This is a genomic window from Intestinimonas timonensis (assembly GCF_900626145.1).
Classification (GTDB): Bacteria; Bacillota; Clostridia; order Oscillospirales; family Oscillospiraceae; genus Intestinimonas; species Intestinimonas aquisgranensis.
The window spans coordinates 1132552-1149247 of the sequence record NZ_LR130816.1 but is presented as its reverse complement, the minus strand read 5'-3'; the positions used below and the strand labels follow the sequence as shown (position 1 = coordinate 1149247).

Below are 16696 nucleotides of genomic sequence, written 5' to 3'. Positions count from 1 at the left end.
CTCCATTCTGTTAAGGCAGACGGCCAAAGGTATAGAAGTGGCTCTGCCAGTAACTTGTATTGATATTTGCGTAAGAGATCGGGTCCCCGCAGTGGATCATCATTCCGTTACCCACATAGATTCCCACATGGCTTGCGCCGCTGGTGTTATAGGTTCCCTGGAAGAAAATCAGGTCGCCGGGCCTTGCGTTCGCGCTCGATACAGGCGTACACACGCCCAGAAGCCCGTCCGCGGTAAGCCGCCCGAAGTTCCAGCCGGTATGGTTGACTACCCAGGAAACGAAGCCCGAACAGTCAAAGGAAGTGGAAGGGTTTGCGCCGCCCCACACATACGGATAGCCTAAGTATTTCTCCGCCTCCGCGATCATGGCTGCGAACTGTTCATCCGCAAGGGCCTCCGGTGGAATATCGTAATCAAAGTAGCTGCCGCCACCGCCCGCGCCAATATTTGGAAGCCCGGTACTGCTGGTGTCGCCGGTATCTGCAAAATACAGCGGGTTCAAATACTGCCCGTCCACCAATACCTCCAGGTGCAGGTGCGGCCCGGTGGAATTGCCGGTGCTGCCGACCTTTGCGATCACATCCCCGGCTTTTACTTCCTGGCCCACAGACACAAGAATCTGTGAACAGTGACCGTATTTGGTGGTAAGGGTATGCCCCTCGTAAGCCTCGCCTTCAATGGCGACACACAGGCCGTAGCCGCCCGCGTTTCCTGCCAGCGTGACCGTTCCGTCATGGCCGGCTAAGATTTCCGTGCCCTGGGCCATGCCGATGTCAACGCCGGTATGGTAGTTCTTTTCTCCGCTGATGGGGTGTACCCGGTAGCCGTAGTAGCTGGTGACATAGGGCAGCCAGTTTGTCCCAAAGACATTTTTCACATACTGCCGATTGCCTTTGGTCTGCAATAGAATCTCACAGATTTCTTTCTGCTCAGCGCTCATGCGCTGCACCACCAGGTTTGCAAGCGGCGTGGCCGTGAGCTTTACATTCAGGATGTGCCACTCATAAGGTACTTCTTCCTCGGTTTCCTCGCCGGTGTCCGGGTCAACATGGGTCTCTGTCCGGTAGCGGATCTCCGTTTCCTCTGTAAAGGTAAGGGAATACTGCTCATTGAAAAGCTGCCGCAGGACGCCTTCGATCTGCTCATAGGTAAAATTCTGATAGGCAGAAGTGAGATAGCCCATCAGGATATAGGGGTCATGCTCGATAGCGCCGATGTTATAGCGGTATTCGTCATAACCGGGCCGGTCTGTTTCCACACGGTCTATTTCCATTTGCAGGTCTGTTTCCCACTCGGTATAGATAAGCTCCGCGTTGTTGATGTCCTGATCCTCCGCCAGATAGGTAGAGGCGGCGATACTTCCCAAGCCCCCGGTCCCGATATTGGAAAACGAGGAAAACAGCGAAGTAATGAGAAAAACCACCAAAAGCAACAGGATAAGAATGCCGCAGATAACCGGGTGGCGCTTGACAGCGTTTACTACCGAGGCAGCAATTTTCTCTGTCGTAACGGCTGCGTCCTTTGCCCGCTTTCCGGTTTTCTGTGCCTCCCTTGCGGCTTTGGCATACTGGCGTTTCAGCTTTTGCTTCTGCCACATCCGGGCAAGGAGGTTTTTCTTTAACTCCGGGTGATCCGAAAGAGTCTGCCGGTAGGCAAACTGTGCGTTAGCCCTCGCTGATTTCTGCTGCAGCTTTGTCACCCGGCGGTAAGGCGCTGTTTTATGGCGGTGATACAGGGTGCGTGCCCCAGCCTCACCCACAAGCTCGGTGCGGTGGGCGGCTTTCACGCCAATATTTTCTTCCTCCGCCTGGTAGATTTTCTTATGCGCGTAACCGGCTGCCGTATTTGCTGCTGCCTTTACCGGGCGCATTGGAAGGGAGCCCTTTACATGGACCCGCTGGGATTTTACTTCCTGCTCAAATTTCAGCCGTTTTTTTGCTTTGCCGGTCTCCGGGTCGGAAGCCGTCTCCATCCGCAGTTTTTTCCGGGAAGGCAGACGCGCCTCGGCATCCTCCAGCTTCTTTTCCACACGCTCGGCCCTGCGCCTCGCCTGGGTCAGCTTTTTATCCGCCGCCTCCGGTGGCAGCTCGTCAGCGGTAAATTCCAGCTTGGAAGGCCGTTTTGGTTCTCCTTCGGCTGCTCCCGGCTGTTTCTCCTGGGGTTCCTCGGCTTTTGCCGCCTCCTGAAAACGCTGCTGGTATTTGTTGCCGTGCTGGTGCATCCGGCGTCTGCCCGATGTTTCCCCGGCATTTGTACTGCCGGCCTCCGAAGCAGTGGAAGTCTCCAAACTGCCGGAACCGGACAACTCCTGGCTGCCATGACGGGAAAAATCTGCATCCTGGCGCCGGAACCTGCCGGAATCCTGCTGCCTGCTTTCGCGGAAGCTGTCACGCCCGGAAAAATCCAGCCCGCTTTGCTGCAGATCGCCGCGGCTGTCCTGAACAGAATCCCCGGACGCCTGCCGGGAAGCAGGATAATCCTCACCTGAATCCGCTGCCGGAATTGTGCTGTCCTCCGAAGCTCCTTGATACAGGTTCCGCCCTTTATGGCGGTTATCTTCCTGCAAAGGAGCGTCACGGGCACGACGCAAATCAAAATCCTGGCTGCGCACCTCGCCGGCCCGGACATCATTTTCTGTTTTCCTCGCCGGTTGCCGTGCCGCATCATCTTTGGGCCGTCTGAATTCTTTATCACGGGACATATCCATCACCTCCAGTCTGAATTATCTTTGTTGGTCTGCCGGCGCTCATGCGCCTGCCACTTCATCCGGCCTTGTGGTAAGGACCGAATACAAAAGGGTGTCCTTCGGGAAGTGATCGACAAAAGGAATAATCACGTTGCCGAAAAACAAAAGGCCCTCGCCGGGGCCGGAATGGGTCACATAGGAAAGCTGGTGGGGCGAAATGCCTAACTGCTTCGCCAAAATCTGCCGGTCTCCCTGAGCCTGGTTGAGCATGTAGATAAAATCTGAGTTCTCAAAAATGTTCTCGATCTCCCTGGAAGCCAGCAGGTCCTTCACATTCTGAGTTAAGCCGCTCGGAATCCCTCCCCATTTTCTAAACCTTTTCCAAATTTCGACGCTAAAACTCCCTGTCTGGCCTTTCAGGAGAAGGTGAAATTCATCTATATAGAACCAGGTCGTCTTATGTTTGGAGCGGTTGGCCGTAACACGATTCCAGACTGCATCCTGCATGATTAAAAGACCGATCTCTTTCAGGGCCTTACCCAAAGACTTCAACTGGAAGCACAGTACCCGGTGTTTATTCATGTCAATGTTAGAACGGTGGTTAAATACATTTAAGGAACCGTTGACGTAGATTTCCAGCGCCGTTGCGATATTCTGTGCCTCCGGCTCGCTCTGTTTGCGAAGGAGGTCGTACAGGTCCCCCAGGATCGGCATATTTTCCGGGCGCGGGTCCTGCAAATAGTCCCGGTACACAAGCCTTGTGCAGCGGTCAATGATCGTCTTTTCAATGGGAGAAAGCCCTTCCTTGCCGCCGATGATAAGGTCACACAAAGACAGAATAAAATCACTTTTCAGGGTGATCGGGTTTTCATCGTCCGAATAGTCCAGGTTAATGTCCATCGGATTGATGTAATTGGTGGAGTTAGGGGAAATGTCTATGACCTGCCCCTGGGCTCCGAACTGCTTTACCAAAGGCCCGTACTCATTTTCCGGGTCTGCTATGATGATGTCGTCCTCCGTCAGAAGGAACACATTGACGATCTCACGCTTGGCAGAGAAAGACTTGCCGCTGCCGGGCGTTCCCAGAAACAGGCCGTTGGGGTTTTTCAGGTTCTTGCGGTTCGCCATGATTAGGTTGTTGCTAAGGGCATTGAGACCGTAATACAAAGCCTCGCCCTCCTGGAACAGTTCGCAGGTGGTAAAAGGCACAAAAATGGCCGTGCTGCTGGTGGTAAGCCCCCGCTCGATCTCGATCTGGTTCTGTCCCAGGCATAAAGAGGACATAAGGCCCTGTTCCTGCTGGAAGTCCAGCCGTTTCAGGGCACAGTTGTATTTCTGCGCCACACCGGAAGCGGCGAAAACATCGTTAAACAGCTTTTGGCGCTTCGGGGCGATATTCTCCACCAGCACCGTCACAAGGAACATCCTTTCATTCCTGCTCTGCAAATCCTGCAAGAGATTTTTCGCTTCTTCGCCATAAGTGGCAAGGTCGGTAGGTATGATGTCCATATCGTAACCAGAGCGGACCGCTTTTTTCTGTTCCTCAATCGTCATTTTCTGCAAATCGGACATCTTGCGTTTGATGTTCTTAATCGCCTGCGCCTGGTCGATAGACTGGATATGAAGGTTCACCGTTACGGCATCATTCAAATCCAGAAGGTCGGCAAGCAGCCGGTCCGTCAGCTCCGGGGCCAAAATCTGCAAGAAGGACACCGCACCGGAATGGTCGCCCACCCGGAAGGTCTTACCGTCCTGAGAGAAGGAGAGGCCGGAAGGGGCGATAAAGTCCTTTGTGGAGAGCCCGGTTTTTGGCAGGTCGCTCCAGGTAAAATGAAATTTCTCCTGGCCGTCCGGGTGGAGCTGGCTGTGCAAAAGCTCCAGGCGTTCCAGCCCGTTCAGGGGCCTTGCCTGCGCACCCAGGGCTTTGAAGTTCCCCAACACATCCGTTTCGATCCGTTCCAGACGCATTTTCGCCGTGCGAAGGTCCTCCGCTTCAATCCCAAACGTGATATATTTCCGCTTGGTAAGGCCGTTGTTGCCCTTTTGGAGCTGGTTCTTCAGCATATCCGCGTACTCCCTGCGGATTCCGTCATATTCGTCCCCGCGGGTAGGAATATCTATGCTCCGAACAAAGTCCTGCATGTTGGCCCGCTGGTTGATGAAGGTGAGCTGCACATGGATCGAGGCGTCAAAGTAATTGAGAAAATCGCAGTAGCCTTCAAAAATCTGCGCTTTGTCATCCGCCTGCGCGAGCTGGTAGTTAATATCAAAGAACTGCACCGTCTTGGTGTAATAATTGCCGCTCACACGGCAGATACCGTCCCGGTACATTTCCTTATAGGGAATACTCTGCTGGACCGTCTGCGGGGCGTCCGCTTTCAGCCCGGAAAAAAAGCCGGGCTTTTTCTTCGGCCCGGCGGGAGAGGCAGTTTTACTTCCTGCCTTTCTTGCTTCGGCGCGGGTCTTTTTTGCCTGCTTTACGTTTCTTTGCAGACGTTTTTTCTGCGCCTCCTGCTGTTTGGTTTTTGGCAATCTGTGATACCTCCTTTTTGGATATAGATTTATAGAGATTTTCCGTCCGGTAAGGGCGGTTCTTGGGCCAGAGCTTATAGCGGAGCCGATTCCTCAGCAATTTCTCGGCGGGCTGCCCGTCCTTCTCATACATGGCAAAGAAGAAAAAGGGCATCATCAGGCCGATCATAAGAAGCACCGCCGCCGAATTGCCAATGGTGCCGCGGGTAAAGAAATATACCGGCAGCCCCACCAACGCGGCCAGACTGAAACAAATAAGCTGGCGCTTTGTCAGGCCAGCGGCAACTTTGGTCTTGACTTTGGTTAAGTCTTTGGGTACGGGTACATAAGGCATTTCATTGTCACCTCCGATCTGCGAGAATCTTTTCTATCCATTCTGCGGCATTGTGATACTGCAATCCACTTCGTTGCCCCACACATCCCAGCCGGGCGTCTGCTGCCTGGCAAAAAGCTCCACCCTGGGCTGATCTCCCATGAGCTTTACGATCTTGTCCCGCACTTCATCGGGCTTCTTGCTGTGCTGCTCGATATGGGAGATCACAAACTGGTGGATTCCTGCACACTGGCGTTTTGGGTGCCCGCGTGTTGCCAGCAGGCACACTTCCGCATTAGAGCGGGTCCAGAAACCCATCCCATAAAACCATGTATCGGCTTTCCGGTTCTGCTTCAGCCACAGAAACGCCAGGGTCTTATAGTGGAAGCCCCATGCCTCGATCACCCGGAACGCCTCATTGAGCTGCGGGAAGGTGGCCCATAGAAAAAGCGCACTGTCTTTGGCCGCAAGGTCTGCAACCGGCAGTGCGCATATTTCTTCAATGCTCATGGTAGGGTAATGGTTTTCTGCCACGCCTTTTCCGCGCTTCATATCATAGCGCCAGGGCGGGTCCGCGTACACAATGCCATATTTTCCGGCCTCCGCCATCAGCGGGCCTGCTCACTCTTGGCAGGTGCGGGCTTTGCCGGCTGCGTCTTGACCTTTCCGGCATTTTCTTTCAAGGCGCCGGTCAGGGAAGGCTTTTCCGCCGCGCCCCTGGTCGCTTCAAGGGTGGCCTGCAAATTTTCAATCGCCTGGCCGTACCCTTCGATCAGAGCATCATTGAGCTGTCTGCGGAAGTCCGCCGTCACCGGCCAGCAGACATCCCTCCATTTGCCCTGCTTATCCTGGGTGGAAGGCATGTTGACATACAGACCGTTTTCGCCGGAGCAGATACGGAAGCCGTCGATCTTGAAGCAGTCGCCAATCGTCACGTTGGCAAAGGCCAAGAGGTTTCCCATCGGGGCAATCGGGCGCACGGTTACATCCAGCTTCAAGCCTTCGGACGCCTGTGTTTCCGGCTGCATGGGTTCAGTGTTGGTTTTACTCATAATGAAAGTTCCTCCTTGATAAATGTAGTTGTTACCCGCTAATGCGAGTTAAAAATACTTTTTGATAACGAGCCCGTCTTAAAGAGGGCGAAGGCCAGCAGAACGGTATATCCTGCCGTGCCCCAGATCGCACCGTGAATATCGCCGGACGAGGGGATCGACTGGACCAGCACCGCGTAGATTGCGACGCATACCAGGATTAAGAACCCCTGAAATCCCAGAGCAAACAGGGAACGAAGGTAGTTCGTCCCCATCTGTCCCCATTCACGGTTTGCCATTGTGGAAAACGGTATGGGTGCCAGACTGACCGTAAGATATATCTCAATCATACGGCCATACACAATGACGAAGATCACGATGGACAGTACCCACATGCACAGGTTGATGATGTTGGTTTCCAGCCACAGACCAATCAGCTCCCACATCCCCATTGCTTCAAGCTGCGTTTCCAGGTCAGCCAAAGCCGCTGTGACATCCAGATTTCCGTTTATTACGCCGGCGCTCTGCGATACCACATGTTGGGCGACATCAAACACCGCCATGACAATCGTAAAGCAGTTGGTGAGCAGGTAGGTGGCTACAAAGGTCTTGAAAATCCACTTGAAGATATTGAACGTATCAAAATCGTGCATGTTGTTCTTTTCCAAAATCATCTGAATCAGCTCATATACCAGCACAAAGGTCAGAATAATGCCCGCAATGGGAATGACGACGGTTTCAGAAAGATTCTGGATCATACTGAACACGCCGCCATTCCAGCCCTGCGGGGTCTGTCCGACCTGCCCGGCCACATCCGCGACCTGGCTGTTTACCGATTCAAAAATACTGGTGTACTGCCCGGTGATCGCTTCGATCAGGCCCTCTTTAATCCAGTCTGTTATCCAGTCAAACAGACTGCCCATCGGCTATTAACCGAACAGGCCGGACAGGAGCGGAATCAGCGTGGCACCCACCAGGGCGATACCGCCGCCCGCCATAAGCTGTTTCATTCCCTGTGATTTGGCCCCAGATAGCGATAGGTAATCCTTTGAAGTTATCTCCGGATTTTCCCCCGCTCCACACCGTGCATGCGACTTTCACCGCACACGGCGCTCCATCGAATTCAGCCGTCCAGGGCTTTTAAACACAACTTACACACTTCGTTACAGCATTAAATTCAAAGAATAATAGGTGGCATTTCTGCCATAGAACGAAGTTTGTTAAGCTTTTCTATTTGTTTATTGTCAAGATTTAAGGATTTCAGATACTTCTCAATCGTAGGTTCTGAAGAAGCATGGATAAGGATATGAACCGCTTTGCTGACAAGAATAAGATTTGCGTATTCATCCGAACCGCCATTGCTAACCGGCACTTTATGGTGGCAGTGAATATCGTGAGAATCCATCGGAATTCCTGTCACTGCACATTTACCATACTGTGCCGCATACAAAGAAATACGGTTATCCGCATATTCAATGGTTCTGCCTTTTACAGGATTTCTCATCAGCCATAACATTGTCGCTGTGTCGATTGCAAGATTCTTATGAATCTGTTCCCGACCTTTGACCGTATATTTATTGATGGATTTCCTTTTATGCTGGGCATTCTTTGACTGGACATATCCCAGTGGAACCACCGGACGTCCATGAAGGAACCTCATCTGTCTGCTTGCTCCATATTTTTCTTTGATGAACCCATTTCTGAGTTGTCCCTTTTTGGATAAGTCACCTTTCAGTCTGTTTCTGAGCTGTTTGTTGATACTGAAGGCAAGTCTGCTGAAGTCATGAGATACTTCTGTAGAAATACAATAGTATTCATGAAGTCCGGCAACTACAGAGTTGTATTTCTGAAGCTGCATGAACTGAGCATTATCATCTGACGAATGAGCCAGTTTCTTTACTTCTTCCGAGACTTTTTCATGAGCCTTTTTGTATGCTTTATCGCTCATATGAGACCGAACTACATATTTCTTACCCTTTTTACGGACTTTCAGTTTGAACCCGAGAAAATCAGAATACTGTCTTTTGAGATTAACTACTTTGGATTTGTCAGGGCTGATTTCCAGCCCCAGCCTGTCCTTTAGCCATAACTCTGTTGCCTTGTATGCTCTTACAGCATCCTCATGTGTTGCGCAGAAAATTTTAAAATCATCTGCGTACCGAACTGCATGCATCTCTTTTAGTCTGCTCCGGCGCAGAGCCCTGTAGGCGTGGCTCTTAATCTCTGTTCCCTGCGCATTGCTCCTTGTTTTGAATTTTGTTTTTGTTGGCATCTGCTCCCACTGGGAAGCAATCCACCAATCCAGTTCATTCAATACGATGTTTGCCAGCAATGGCGACAAAATACCGCCTTGCGGGGTACCCCGTGTGGGATATGTTTTCTCCCCATTTGGCAGAACAACAGGTGCTTTCAGCATCTCTTTTATAATGCATAACAGCTTTTTGTCCCGGATTCCCAATGCCCATATCTGACGAATCAGCTTTGTATGGCTGATATTATCAAAGAAGCCTTTAATATCGAGGTCAACCACATGGTACAGATGCTGTACCTGTATCAGCCTCATGCATTGCGCAATAGCAGTCTCAGCGGAACGGTTCGGGCGGAACCCGTTGGAGTTCTCACTGAATTTTGCTTCACATATCGGCTCCATGACCTGCAAAATACATTGCTGTACGATCCGATCTACGATAGTTGGAATTCCCAGAGGTCTGGTCTTTCCATTGGGCTTTGGTATCTCCACTCGCCTTACGGGTCGTGGATGATAATTACTGAATTGTTTCCGTATGAGACGGACGTATTCTTCCTCGCTTAACTTTGCAAGGTCGGCTATCGTCCTTTTATCCACTCCCGAAGTATCACTTCCTGTATTCTTCTTTATCGTTCTGTATGCAAGCTTGATATTTTCTTCACTCTCGATGATTTCCATCAGATGGTTGAAGGTTTTATCTTTCTTACTTTCTGCATACAGCCTGTCAAAAGTACCTTCCATGTCGTAATACTCTGAGTTGCGGATTTTTCTCTGTTTACTTTTCCTTTCTTGCTGCCCCGAAGTCAACACAGGCATCCTCTCCCTTCGGTTTGGATTTTCTTTGTCATACTCGAAGCTGTGTTTGTTGTGTTTTCATTTTCTTTGCTGAATTCGACTTGTGGCTATCCCTCCACCGCTTACTTATTCACGGCTTCACAGGTACTGTGCCACTACTCTCACTGGAATAAAGAATGGTTATTGCCCTCTCGCGAAGGTATTCCCATCCACCACATCATTGGCTTGCAACCGCCTCCGTATCCCCAGCTTTCCACGTTCCGATATTCCTATCATTGGACATCTTTAGGTTCTTCCTCTAAGCCTGTATCTGGTCATGCATAACCGCACCGCCTGTAACGATGCATGGACTTTCATAACAACCAATTTTACTCGCCCACAGATACCACCATGAAAGGTGTACCGCCTTTCGACAGCATCAACGTTTAGACTCGTACATTCGGAATTTCGTCAGTATTTTCATACATTCTCACCATGGATATCCGACCCCCGGCATATAGGCAACACCATCCACCTCTGGACAGCTTTCGTGTCTGGTCTGAAAACCAGTCTTACGGTTGCTCTCTGCCGACTTCACCGAGCTCTATAAACTTTTGGAGAGAGCCGTTGCATGCTCCCCGCCATTCGGAGTATCAGGGTGGCGCTTCGGGACGTTACCCCCTCATTTCACCCATCGGAATATCAGTTCTCCAAAGTTTCGGGCTACAATTGCCCTTCGACTTTGTGCGCAAGCTTTTCACTTACGAACGTGTCGCACGATTGTCATTTCCATATCCTTCCAGAAGGTTGATGACACCCCATGCGCCGAGACCCGCGCCCAGGGCAATCACGAGAATTTTCAAAGTGTCAATCGCACTTGCGAAAAATGCCATAAAATTAGTCCTCCTTAATATTTATAAAATTTATTGTTATGGCCGCATTGGGCCTGAAACGAAAAAAGCCGCCGCCATGCTTAAATAGAAAACCTACAAAAACATGACAGCGGCATAAGGGGCAGGGTAAGACCTGCGGGGAATATTCAGTTGTCAGGGAGAATCGCGAATCCGCAATAGGCACCTCCTTTCCAAAGGGTATATAAAAGTCCACCATATAATAAGGAAATAATACAGTGGAATTTTACGCGGTTGTCTGTGCTGCCAGTTCTTCCGGCGTGATCTCATAGTTGGGGTACAACTCTCTGGGACGTACAGGCAGCCTTGTAGACAGGTATTTCTCTATGTCAAAGGCGTTCTTTTCATCAAAATCCGAAAGATATTTGTAATTCGGGTGTTTGGTAATATCGTACTTCCGGGACAGGAAGGGACGCACGCCCCTGATCTGCAGGAGGCATTTGCCGCCATCCATCACCGCAAGCTCGTCAACGGACATTAAATCTTTCCCCAGCTTTTGGAAGTTCTGCCCGTGGGATTCCTGGGTACCCTTCGTAACGCTGGTGTTATACATATCAATGGTCTCTTTCCCCAACAGGGCGTTCCAGCTTTTCAAGGTGGTTTCCTCCTTACCGCCCAGGAAAAGAGAAGAATCACAGTTGCCTATGATCGTGTCCATGTTGTCCTTATAAAGCGCTTTGAGCTGGCTCTGGGCCTGCAATACCAGGCAGGCGGATATTTCTCTTGAACGGATCGTTGCCATCAGCTTTTCCAGGTTCGGGATTTGGCCGATATTGGCCGCCTCGTCAATCAGGCACCGCACATGGACCGGGAGCCTGCCGCCGAATTTATCATCCGCCCGCTCACAGAGCAGGTTAAATAGCTGGGTATAAGCCATACTGACAAGAAAGTTAAATGTCGCATCCGTATCACTGATAATAAAGAACAGAGCCGTTTTTCTGTCGCCCACCAGGTCAAGCTCCAGCTCGTCATACATGGTAATCTCCCGGACTTCCTTAATGTCAAACGGGGCAAGTCTGGCACCGCAGCTAATTAAGATCGACTTAGCCGTCTTGCCAGAGACAAATTGTCAAGGACTTTTTCATCAAATTCACAAAAAATCCACAAAAAAAGGTGCCAGAAGCACCGTATGGCTCCTGACACCTCGTTTGATAGATTACATTTTTCCGTTCAGCAGGTCTTTGCAGAGATACGCATAGTCTGGCAGCTGGTTGATATATGGCTCCCAGCGCCGCTTGATTTCGGCCAATTCCAGCGGATCGGCTGCTTCCAGTGCATGATCGTTGCCTGTCATATATAAAACATCCGTAGCAACATCATCCAAACACCTGCCGCAGAGATCGGCGGCTGATTCGATTCTGATACCGGTATCCACATAGACTGGATTGACGCTAATCGCCAGCCAGACATAGCCTACCTTGTCCGACCAGAGCAGTTCAAAATCAGGGCTTTGCCGCAGATGTTCCGCAAAGACCTCCTTTACTCGTTCAATTTCATGCTTCTCTTTTTCTGTGTAAAGCATTTTCGTGTCCTCCTTGACAAAAATTTTGGTGCGTACCATCATCAGTTTAGCACAAGGCAGCTTCGTTTATCAGTCTGTCACATCTGCTGAATTTCATTTTTGAGCATACGCTTGATTTTATCGCTCATGGTTTCTGTGCTGGTATTGCTGAAATGGACATGAACTTTGTAGGTTGTCTTTCCGATTTTCTTTACCATCGCCGGCGTGTTTTCCGGCGCTCTGGACGCAGTAGCGGCGTCTGCCACCTGCATAGTACGGGGTTCTTTGTTCATGGCGCTCCTTTCTCCGAACGGGTCTGTGACACCCGGTAAAAAATCAATCGTGCTTACTGTTTACAATGTCTTTTGCTGTCTGTCGGGTAGCACCGGCATTTTCTTCCCGGAAATTCTTCCCGTCAAAGAGAATCGGCGCACACCGTTCCAAAATACGATCATAGATACGGGCGTGAGCCAGATCAGGTGGGTTTTTCAGCTCGGACAGTTTCAAGTTTGTTGTAATAATCATGGGCCTGCGGCTGCGGTAGCGGCTGTCAATGACGAAAAACATCTGCTCCATCGCATACTCGGTATTGCGCTCCACACCCAAATCGTCAATGATGAGCAGGTCGTACTCGTCAAAGCTGGCGATAAAGTCGGCCCTGTCCTCGGAGAACATCCCTGTCAGGCGATTCAGAATGGTGGGAAAGTTCGTCATCAGCACCGGCACATCCCGGTCAAGCAGGGCGTTGGCAATACAACCGGCGAAAAAAGACTTGCCGGTTCCCACATCCCCGAACAACAGCAGGCCGGTGTTGTTTTTATATGCCTCCTTCCAATTTTCCACATAGGCGCGGGCCTTGTCCATCAATGGGTTTTGCCCGTTATCATTGGAAAATGTGTAGTCGTACAGATAACGGTCTTGCAGGCCCTGTGCCTTTCGGCGTTTGATACGCTCCATGCGGCGCTGCCGTTCCTCGGCGGCCTTGCGCTGCTCCTCAGCCTCCCGCTGGCACTGGCAGATGCAGCGCGGCATAAAGTAGCCGGGTTTCCCAAAGCATGGCACAACGGTCTGCCTCTGGCCGCCGCACTTTTTACAGTGAATGAGGCCGTCTGCCGGGTCTATGTACTCGTCCCCGGCCAGTTCCATACCGGCGGCTGCCTTGTCGATCAGCGCCCGGATTTCTGCGGTAATCTCAATCATACGGTTTCATCCTCCTTTACGCTGTAATCCCGGTTGCGAGAGGGCGGGGCTGCTTTCTTCGCGTCCTCACCGGCCCAGCGCCGGATGGTCGCTGCATGGCTCTGATAACGCTTGCCGGTAGAAGCCATGTACTCGGACAGTTTTTCGATGTACTGACCCCATACGGTGGGAAAGCTGGCCTGCAAGTCTGCCATTTCCTCGTCCGTCAGGAAAACATTTTGGTAACGGCCATAGGCGCGGGCGGAGTGTCCCTTCTCTATCTCTCTCTTTATCTCTATCTCTTTCTCTAACTCTATCTCTATCTCTGGTGGACGAATGTCGGACAAATGTCCGCCGTTTGTCCGGGGCGCAGAAAGAGCCTTATTTTGGAGCCTCGCAGCCCGCTTTCGCTCAGCCTCGGTAGAGGACTGGCCGATTAAAAGTTCGATGTTGCTCATGTAGAATGTGCCGCTGTCCAGCACCTCCACAAGACCCAGCTTCAAAAAGATCTGCAAAGCTCTCTCAACAGTGCCGATCTGCTGGCGGGTAATGGTGGCGATCATCTGCGCCGTGTAAGGAATGTCCTCGTCAAGTTGAAGCCGTCCACCATGTTTCAGCGATTTCAGATACAGCTTGAGCAGAATGTTGGAATACAGCACACCATCCTGCATACTTTCCAGCAGCACGATGGAATCATCGTCAAAATAGTTTTCTTTGAGTTTCAGGTAATAATATTTTCGATTGTCTGACATAGGGTTCCTCCTTGGGGTTCTCTTGGGATTCTGTACGCATTTTAAGGCTATTTTAGTGGGCAGAGGATAAATCTATCAGACTGCCTTTGACACCCCCGAAAAAAACCTTGATTTACAAGGGTTTTTCATCCCCTAAAGCGTGACATTTCTCCCGTTGTTTCCGCTTGCGCTTTGCGGCGTTGATCCGCTTCATGCGTGCGGCACATTCCGGGCAGTATTTGGCTCGGTTGGAACCGGGGGTAAACAGTGCCTTACATACGGAGCATTTCTTAGCATTCAGCCGGTGGAACAGCGCCGTTTCCAGTTCCTTATCCTGCGGCAATACCGCCGCCCGAAACCACCTGCACAACAGGGAGTAGGAAATAGACTGGACACAGACACATTCCTCCCCATCGTCCAGGGCGATACAGTTTCCGTCGATGTAGTTACAGCACTCATGCACCAGCCTCCGCGCTCTGCGATACTGGCGGTAATCCATGACAGGGATAGGTTCAGTCTTGTTGTTCTTCATAAATGATTTCTTTCATAAAGCCGGTAACCTCCTTGAATGAATTTATTGTTAAATATTCGTGCAAAGTATTGTTTTCTTCGTGCAAATGGCATATACTATAATTGCCAGCAGAAAGGGGTTGATCGTATGGCTGGAAATACCACAAACATCAGTATCCGCATGGACGCAGATTTGAAAGCGCAGGCGGACGCACTGTTTACTGAACTTGGCATGAACCTGACTACGGCGTTTAACATCTTTGTGCGCCAGTCGCTTCGTGAAGGCGGCATTCCCTTTGAAGTAAGGCTGGAACAGCCGAACAAAGAAACGGTTGCTGCCATGCTGGAAGCGGAAAGGATTGCAAAAGACCCGTCTGTAAAGGGCTATAATGACCTTGACGAGTTGTTTGCTGACCTGAAAAGATGAAAGAAACCAAATATACCGTCAAGTACACGACCAGTTTCAAAAAGGACTACAAACGAGCCATAAAGCGTGGCTTGAAGATTGAGCTGTTGGAGCAGGTCGTAGCATTGCTGGCGATGGGCGAACCGCTGCCAGATAAGAACCGTGACCATGACCTGTCCGGCGATTGGGCAGGCCATCGGGAATGTCACATTCTCCCGGACTGGCTGCTTGTCTACCGCATAGAAGATGATGTTCTGGTGCTGACGCTGGCCCGCACCGGCACACACAGCGACTTGTTCGGCAAATAAACAGTCTGCCGCCGTATGGGGAAACCTGTACGGCGGTTTTTCTGTATGCAAAGGTATGTCGTGAAACGCGACGCACCTAAAAGGGGTACGCCAAAACGCGGTAGACTTTACCGCTCCGGCCCACGGTCGTGAGACTTGTCCCTTTCCTGTCGGGACAGCTGCTCGGCGGTTTTGCGGAGCCGTTCCACTGCTTTCAAATCCTCCCTCATGGATTTCATGGCAAGCGTGTCCGTCTGCTTTCCAGCGGCCAGCTGGTCAATTTCCAGCTGCCATGCCTTTGGGGTGATTGCCTCGCCGCTGTCTTTCAGTTCTTTCAGATACCGGGCCGCTGCGTCATACAGAATCAGTTCCCGGCTGTGGCGCTGTTCAAACTGTTCCCATTTTTCCGGCTTTACTTTGGCAAGCTGCTTGTGGATGGACTTGTACTGGTTGTACTGTTCCCACATCTCCCCGCGCTCGGTAAGGGTAGTGATCCGGCGCTCGGCCTTGACGATCTTTCCGCGCAGGTCATAGTAACGGCTGTTCATATCAGCGATTTTTTCATGAAGCTGCTGCATAGACTGGATGCCGTTTGCCTGCAAAAAGCTGAATAGTGCAGCGCTTTCCTGCAAAGCCCGGATTTTGCCGGTGCGGGTGCGGGGAGCGTCCAACTGCTGCTGGGCCTCCCACAAAGCTGTCAAGCTGCTTTGCTGTGTTTGTGGTTTTTCCGTTTCGGCTTTCGACCAGCGATAAAGACGGGTAATGCGGGCTTTGATTTCTTTCAGCAGCTTATTGTCGGCGGCGATCTGCCGGTTTACTTCGCCCTTGTCGGTGCGGATGCCGCGCTTTTCCATTTGGCTGGCAGCTGGCCCCAGATGGACAGAGGGAATCTTATCAATGCCCTGCCGCTTGTAGCTGCGGTGATCTACCAGGGCGGGCTGACCGGCAGCCTCCAATGCCCGGTTGGTATAAGCCGCCCACGCTGCCCGCCAAATCTCCACATTTTCTTTATCGTTCCAGTCGGTCGTATCCTCTCTGTGATTTTTCCAGCCGCCTTTCCCATCCGGGATACGCTGTCCATTCTCGTCCAGATCGTATGCCTTGCGGCACTTTGCACCCCACTGTCCATTTTCTTTCAGAGGCCGGAGCGTCAGCATGATATGGACATGAGGGTTGCCGGTTCCCTTGTCATGGATAGCAAAGTCAGCACACATTCCTTTGTCTACAAAGTTGTCCTTCACATAGGCACGCACAAGGGCAAGCTGCTGTTCGCCGGACAGTTCACGGGGCAGGGCTGCTTCAATCTCGCGGGCAAGCTGGCTGTCCCTTGCTTTCTCGATTTGCTCCACGCTGTTCCAGAGGATAGATCGGTCTGCAAATTCCGGCGGCGCGTGGGCAGGCAGCATGATCTCCGCATGGACAATGCCGCCTTTCCGGGTGTAGTCGTGGGTCATTCCGTCCCATTCATTTGTCAGCTTGGTTCCGCTGCGGTAAGCAGCTGCGGCAACGGCAGAACGGCCTGCGCTGCGCTTTATGATACTGACGGGGATATGACAGAAATCTATGGGGAACACCTCCTTTCAGTGA

15 protein-coding genes and 3 pseudogenes are annotated in these 16696 nt (G+C 51.3%); 2 read left to right on the top strand and 16 right to left on the bottom strand.

Annotated features, from left to right (window positions below):
* Positions 1-10: 10 nt before the first annotated feature.
* The 15 genes and pseudogenes from E0E29_RS05670 to E0E29_RS05600 form a co-directional block, all read right to left on the bottom strand.
* Positions 11-2701 carry a CD1108 family mobile element protein gene (locus E0E29_RS05670; RefSeq protein ID WP_130848982.1) on the bottom strand — a complete coding sequence of 897 codons (2691 nt, stop codon included), beginning with the start codon at positions 2699-2701 and terminating at the stop codon, positions 11-13.
* A gap of 45 nt (positions 2702-2746) precedes the next feature.
* The gene (locus E0E29_RS05665; protein ID WP_207303565.1) at positions 2747-5218 is read right to left on the bottom strand and encodes a VirB4-like conjugal transfer ATPase, CD1110 family; all 2472 of its coding nucleotides are present in this window, start codon (positions 5216-5218) and stop codon (positions 2747-2749) included.
* Positions 5118-5552: a PrgI family protein gene (locus tag E0E29_RS05660; protein ID WP_130848981.1), complete on the bottom strand. Its 435-nt coding sequence runs from the start codon at positions 5550-5552 to the stop codon at positions 5118-5120. Before E0E29_RS05660 ends, E0E29_RS05665 begins: the two co-directional genes overlap by 101 nt.
* A gap of 33 nt (positions 5553-5585) precedes the next feature.
* The gene (locus E0E29_RS05655) at positions 5586-6140 is read right to left on the bottom strand and encodes an MT-A70 family methyltransferase (RefSeq protein ID WP_130848980.1); all 555 of its coding nucleotides are present in this window, start codon (positions 6138-6140) and stop codon (positions 5586-5588) included.
* Positions 6140-6583: a SpoVG family protein gene (locus tag E0E29_RS05650; RefSeq protein WP_130848979.1), complete on the bottom strand. Its 444-nt coding sequence runs from the start codon at positions 6581-6583 to the stop codon at positions 6140-6142. The genes E0E29_RS05655 and E0E29_RS05650 overlap by 1 nt, the downstream gene beginning before the upstream one ends.
* A gap of 38 nt (positions 6584-6621) precedes the next feature.
* Positions 6622-7485 carry a VirB6/TrbL-like conjugal transfer protein, CD1112 family gene (locus tag E0E29_RS05645; protein WP_130848978.1) on the bottom strand — a complete coding sequence of 288 codons (864 nt, stop codon included), beginning with the start codon at positions 7483-7485 and terminating at the stop codon, positions 6622-6624.
* Positions 7486-7491: 6 nt separating this feature from the next.
* Positions 7492-7590: pseudogene (locus E0E29_RS05640) on the bottom strand (Maff2 family mobile element protein); the annotation flags it as partial.
* A 149-nt stretch (positions 7591-7739) separates the two neighbouring features.
* Positions 7740-9626 (bottom strand): group II intron reverse transcriptase/maturase, encoded by a 1887-nt coding sequence (gene ltrA / locus E0E29_RS05635; protein WP_101695384.1) that lies wholly within the window; start codon positions 9624-9626, stop codon positions 7740-7742.
* A 722-nt stretch (positions 9627-10348) separates the two neighbouring features.
* A pseudogene (locus E0E29_RS05630) lies at positions 10349-10477 on the bottom strand (Maff2 family mobile element protein); the annotation flags it as partial.
* A gap of 244 nt (positions 10478-10721) precedes the next feature.
* A pseudogene (locus E0E29_RS05625) lies at positions 10722-11564 on the bottom strand (VirD4-like conjugal transfer protein, CD1115 family); the annotation flags it as partial.
* Positions 11565-11651: 87 nt separating this feature from the next.
* A complete protein-coding gene (locus E0E29_RS05620) occupies positions 11652-12017 on the bottom strand; it encodes a hypothetical protein (protein ID WP_050617393.1) in 366 nt (121 codons plus the stop codon).
* 77 nt (positions 12018-12094) lie between these two features.
* Positions 12095-12268: a transposon-encoded TnpW family protein gene (locus E0E29_RS05615; protein WP_005924807.1), complete on the bottom strand. Its 174-nt coding sequence runs from the start codon at positions 12266-12268 to the stop codon at positions 12095-12097.
* Positions 12269-12332: 64 nt separating this feature from the next.
* Positions 12333-13196 (bottom strand): ATP-binding protein, encoded by an 864-nt coding sequence (locus E0E29_RS05610; RefSeq protein ID WP_050617392.1) that lies wholly within the window; start codon positions 13194-13196, stop codon positions 12333-12335.
* Complete coding sequence (locus E0E29_RS05605) at positions 13193-13927, bottom strand: phage replisome organizer N-terminal domain-containing protein (protein WP_050617391.1); 735 nt, start codon at positions 13925-13927, stop codon at positions 13193-13195. The genes E0E29_RS05610 and E0E29_RS05605 overlap by 4 nt, the downstream gene beginning before the upstream one ends.
* 112 nt (positions 13928-14039) lie before the next feature.
* Entirely contained in the window at positions 14040-14438 is a 399-nt protein-coding gene (locus E0E29_RS05600; protein ID WP_050617390.1) for a cysteine-rich VLP domain-containing protein, read from the bottom strand.
* Positions 14439-14564: 126 nt separating this feature from the next.
* Here E0E29_RS05600 and E0E29_RS05595 point away from each other — a divergent pair, with 126 nt between their 5' ends.
* Together E0E29_RS05595 and E0E29_RS05590 are read left to right on the top strand one after the other, a co-directional pair.
* Positions 14565-14843, top strand: a complete 279-nt coding sequence (locus E0E29_RS05595; RefSeq protein WP_005924829.1) for a type II toxin-antitoxin system RelB/DinJ family antitoxin — start codon at positions 14565-14567, stop codon at positions 14841-14843.
* Positions 14840-15130 carry a type II toxin-antitoxin system YafQ family toxin gene (locus tag E0E29_RS05590; RefSeq protein ID WP_002596328.1) on the top strand — a complete coding sequence of 97 codons (291 nt, stop codon included), beginning with the start codon at positions 14840-14842 and terminating at the stop codon, positions 15128-15130. Before E0E29_RS05595 ends, E0E29_RS05590 begins: the two co-directional genes overlap by 4 nt.
* A gap of 107 nt (positions 15131-15237) precedes the next feature.
* Here the strand turns inward: E0E29_RS05590 and mobQ are convergent, their stop codons facing one another.
* Positions 15238-16683, bottom strand: coding sequence for a MobQ family relaxase (gene mobQ, locus E0E29_RS05585; protein ID WP_077138751.1), 1446 nt, complete (start codon positions 16681-16683; stop codon positions 15238-15240).
* Positions 16684-16696: the final 13 nt, after the last annotated feature.

Coding starts and splice junctions, on each gene's coding strand:
- E0E29_RS05670 (WP_130848982.1), bottom strand. CDS start 2,701: ATGTCCCGTGATAAAGAATTCAGACGGCCCAAAGATGATGCGGCACGG.
- E0E29_RS05660 (WP_130848981.1), bottom strand. CDS start 5,552: ATGCCTTATGTACCCGTACCCAAAGACTTAACCAAAGTCAAGACCAAA.
- E0E29_RS05655 (WP_130848980.1), bottom strand. CDS start 6,140: ATGGCGGAGGCCGGAAAATATGGCATTGTGTACGCGGACCCGCCCTGG.
- E0E29_RS05650 (WP_130848979.1), bottom strand. CDS start 6,583: ATGAGTAAAACCAACACTGAACCCATGCAGCCGGAAACACAGGCGTCC.
- E0E29_RS05645 (WP_130848978.1), bottom strand. CDS start 7,485: ATGGGCAGTCTGTTTGACTGGATAACAGACTGGATTAAAGAGGGCCTG.
- ltrA (WP_101695384.1), bottom strand. CDS start 9,626: ATGCCTGTGTTGACTTCGGGGCAGCAAGAAAGGAAAAGTAAACAGAGA.
- E0E29_RS05620 (WP_050617393.1), bottom strand. CDS start 12,017: ATGCTTTACACAGAAAAAGAGAAGCATGAAATTGAACGAGTAAAGGAG.
- E0E29_RS05615 (WP_005924807.1), bottom strand. CDS start 12,268: ATGCAGGTGGCAGACGCCGCTACTGCGTCCAGAGCGCCGGAAAACACG.
- E0E29_RS05610 (WP_050617392.1), bottom strand. CDS start 13,196: ATGATTGAGATTACCGCAGAAATCCGGGCGCTGATCGACAAGGCAGCC.
- E0E29_RS05605 (WP_050617391.1), bottom strand. CDS start 13,927: ATGTCAGACAATCGAAAATATTATTACCTGAAACTCAAAGAAAACTAT.
- E0E29_RS05600 (WP_050617390.1), bottom strand. CDS start 14,438: ATGAAGAACAACAAGACTGAACCTATCCCTGTCATGGATTACCGCCAG.
- E0E29_RS05595 (WP_005924829.1), top strand. CDS start 14,565: ATGGCTGGAAATACCACAAACATCAGTATCCGCATGGACGCAGATTTG.
- E0E29_RS05590 (WP_002596328.1), top strand. CDS start 14,840: ATGAAAGAAACCAAATATACCGTCAAGTACACGACCAGTTTCAAAAAG.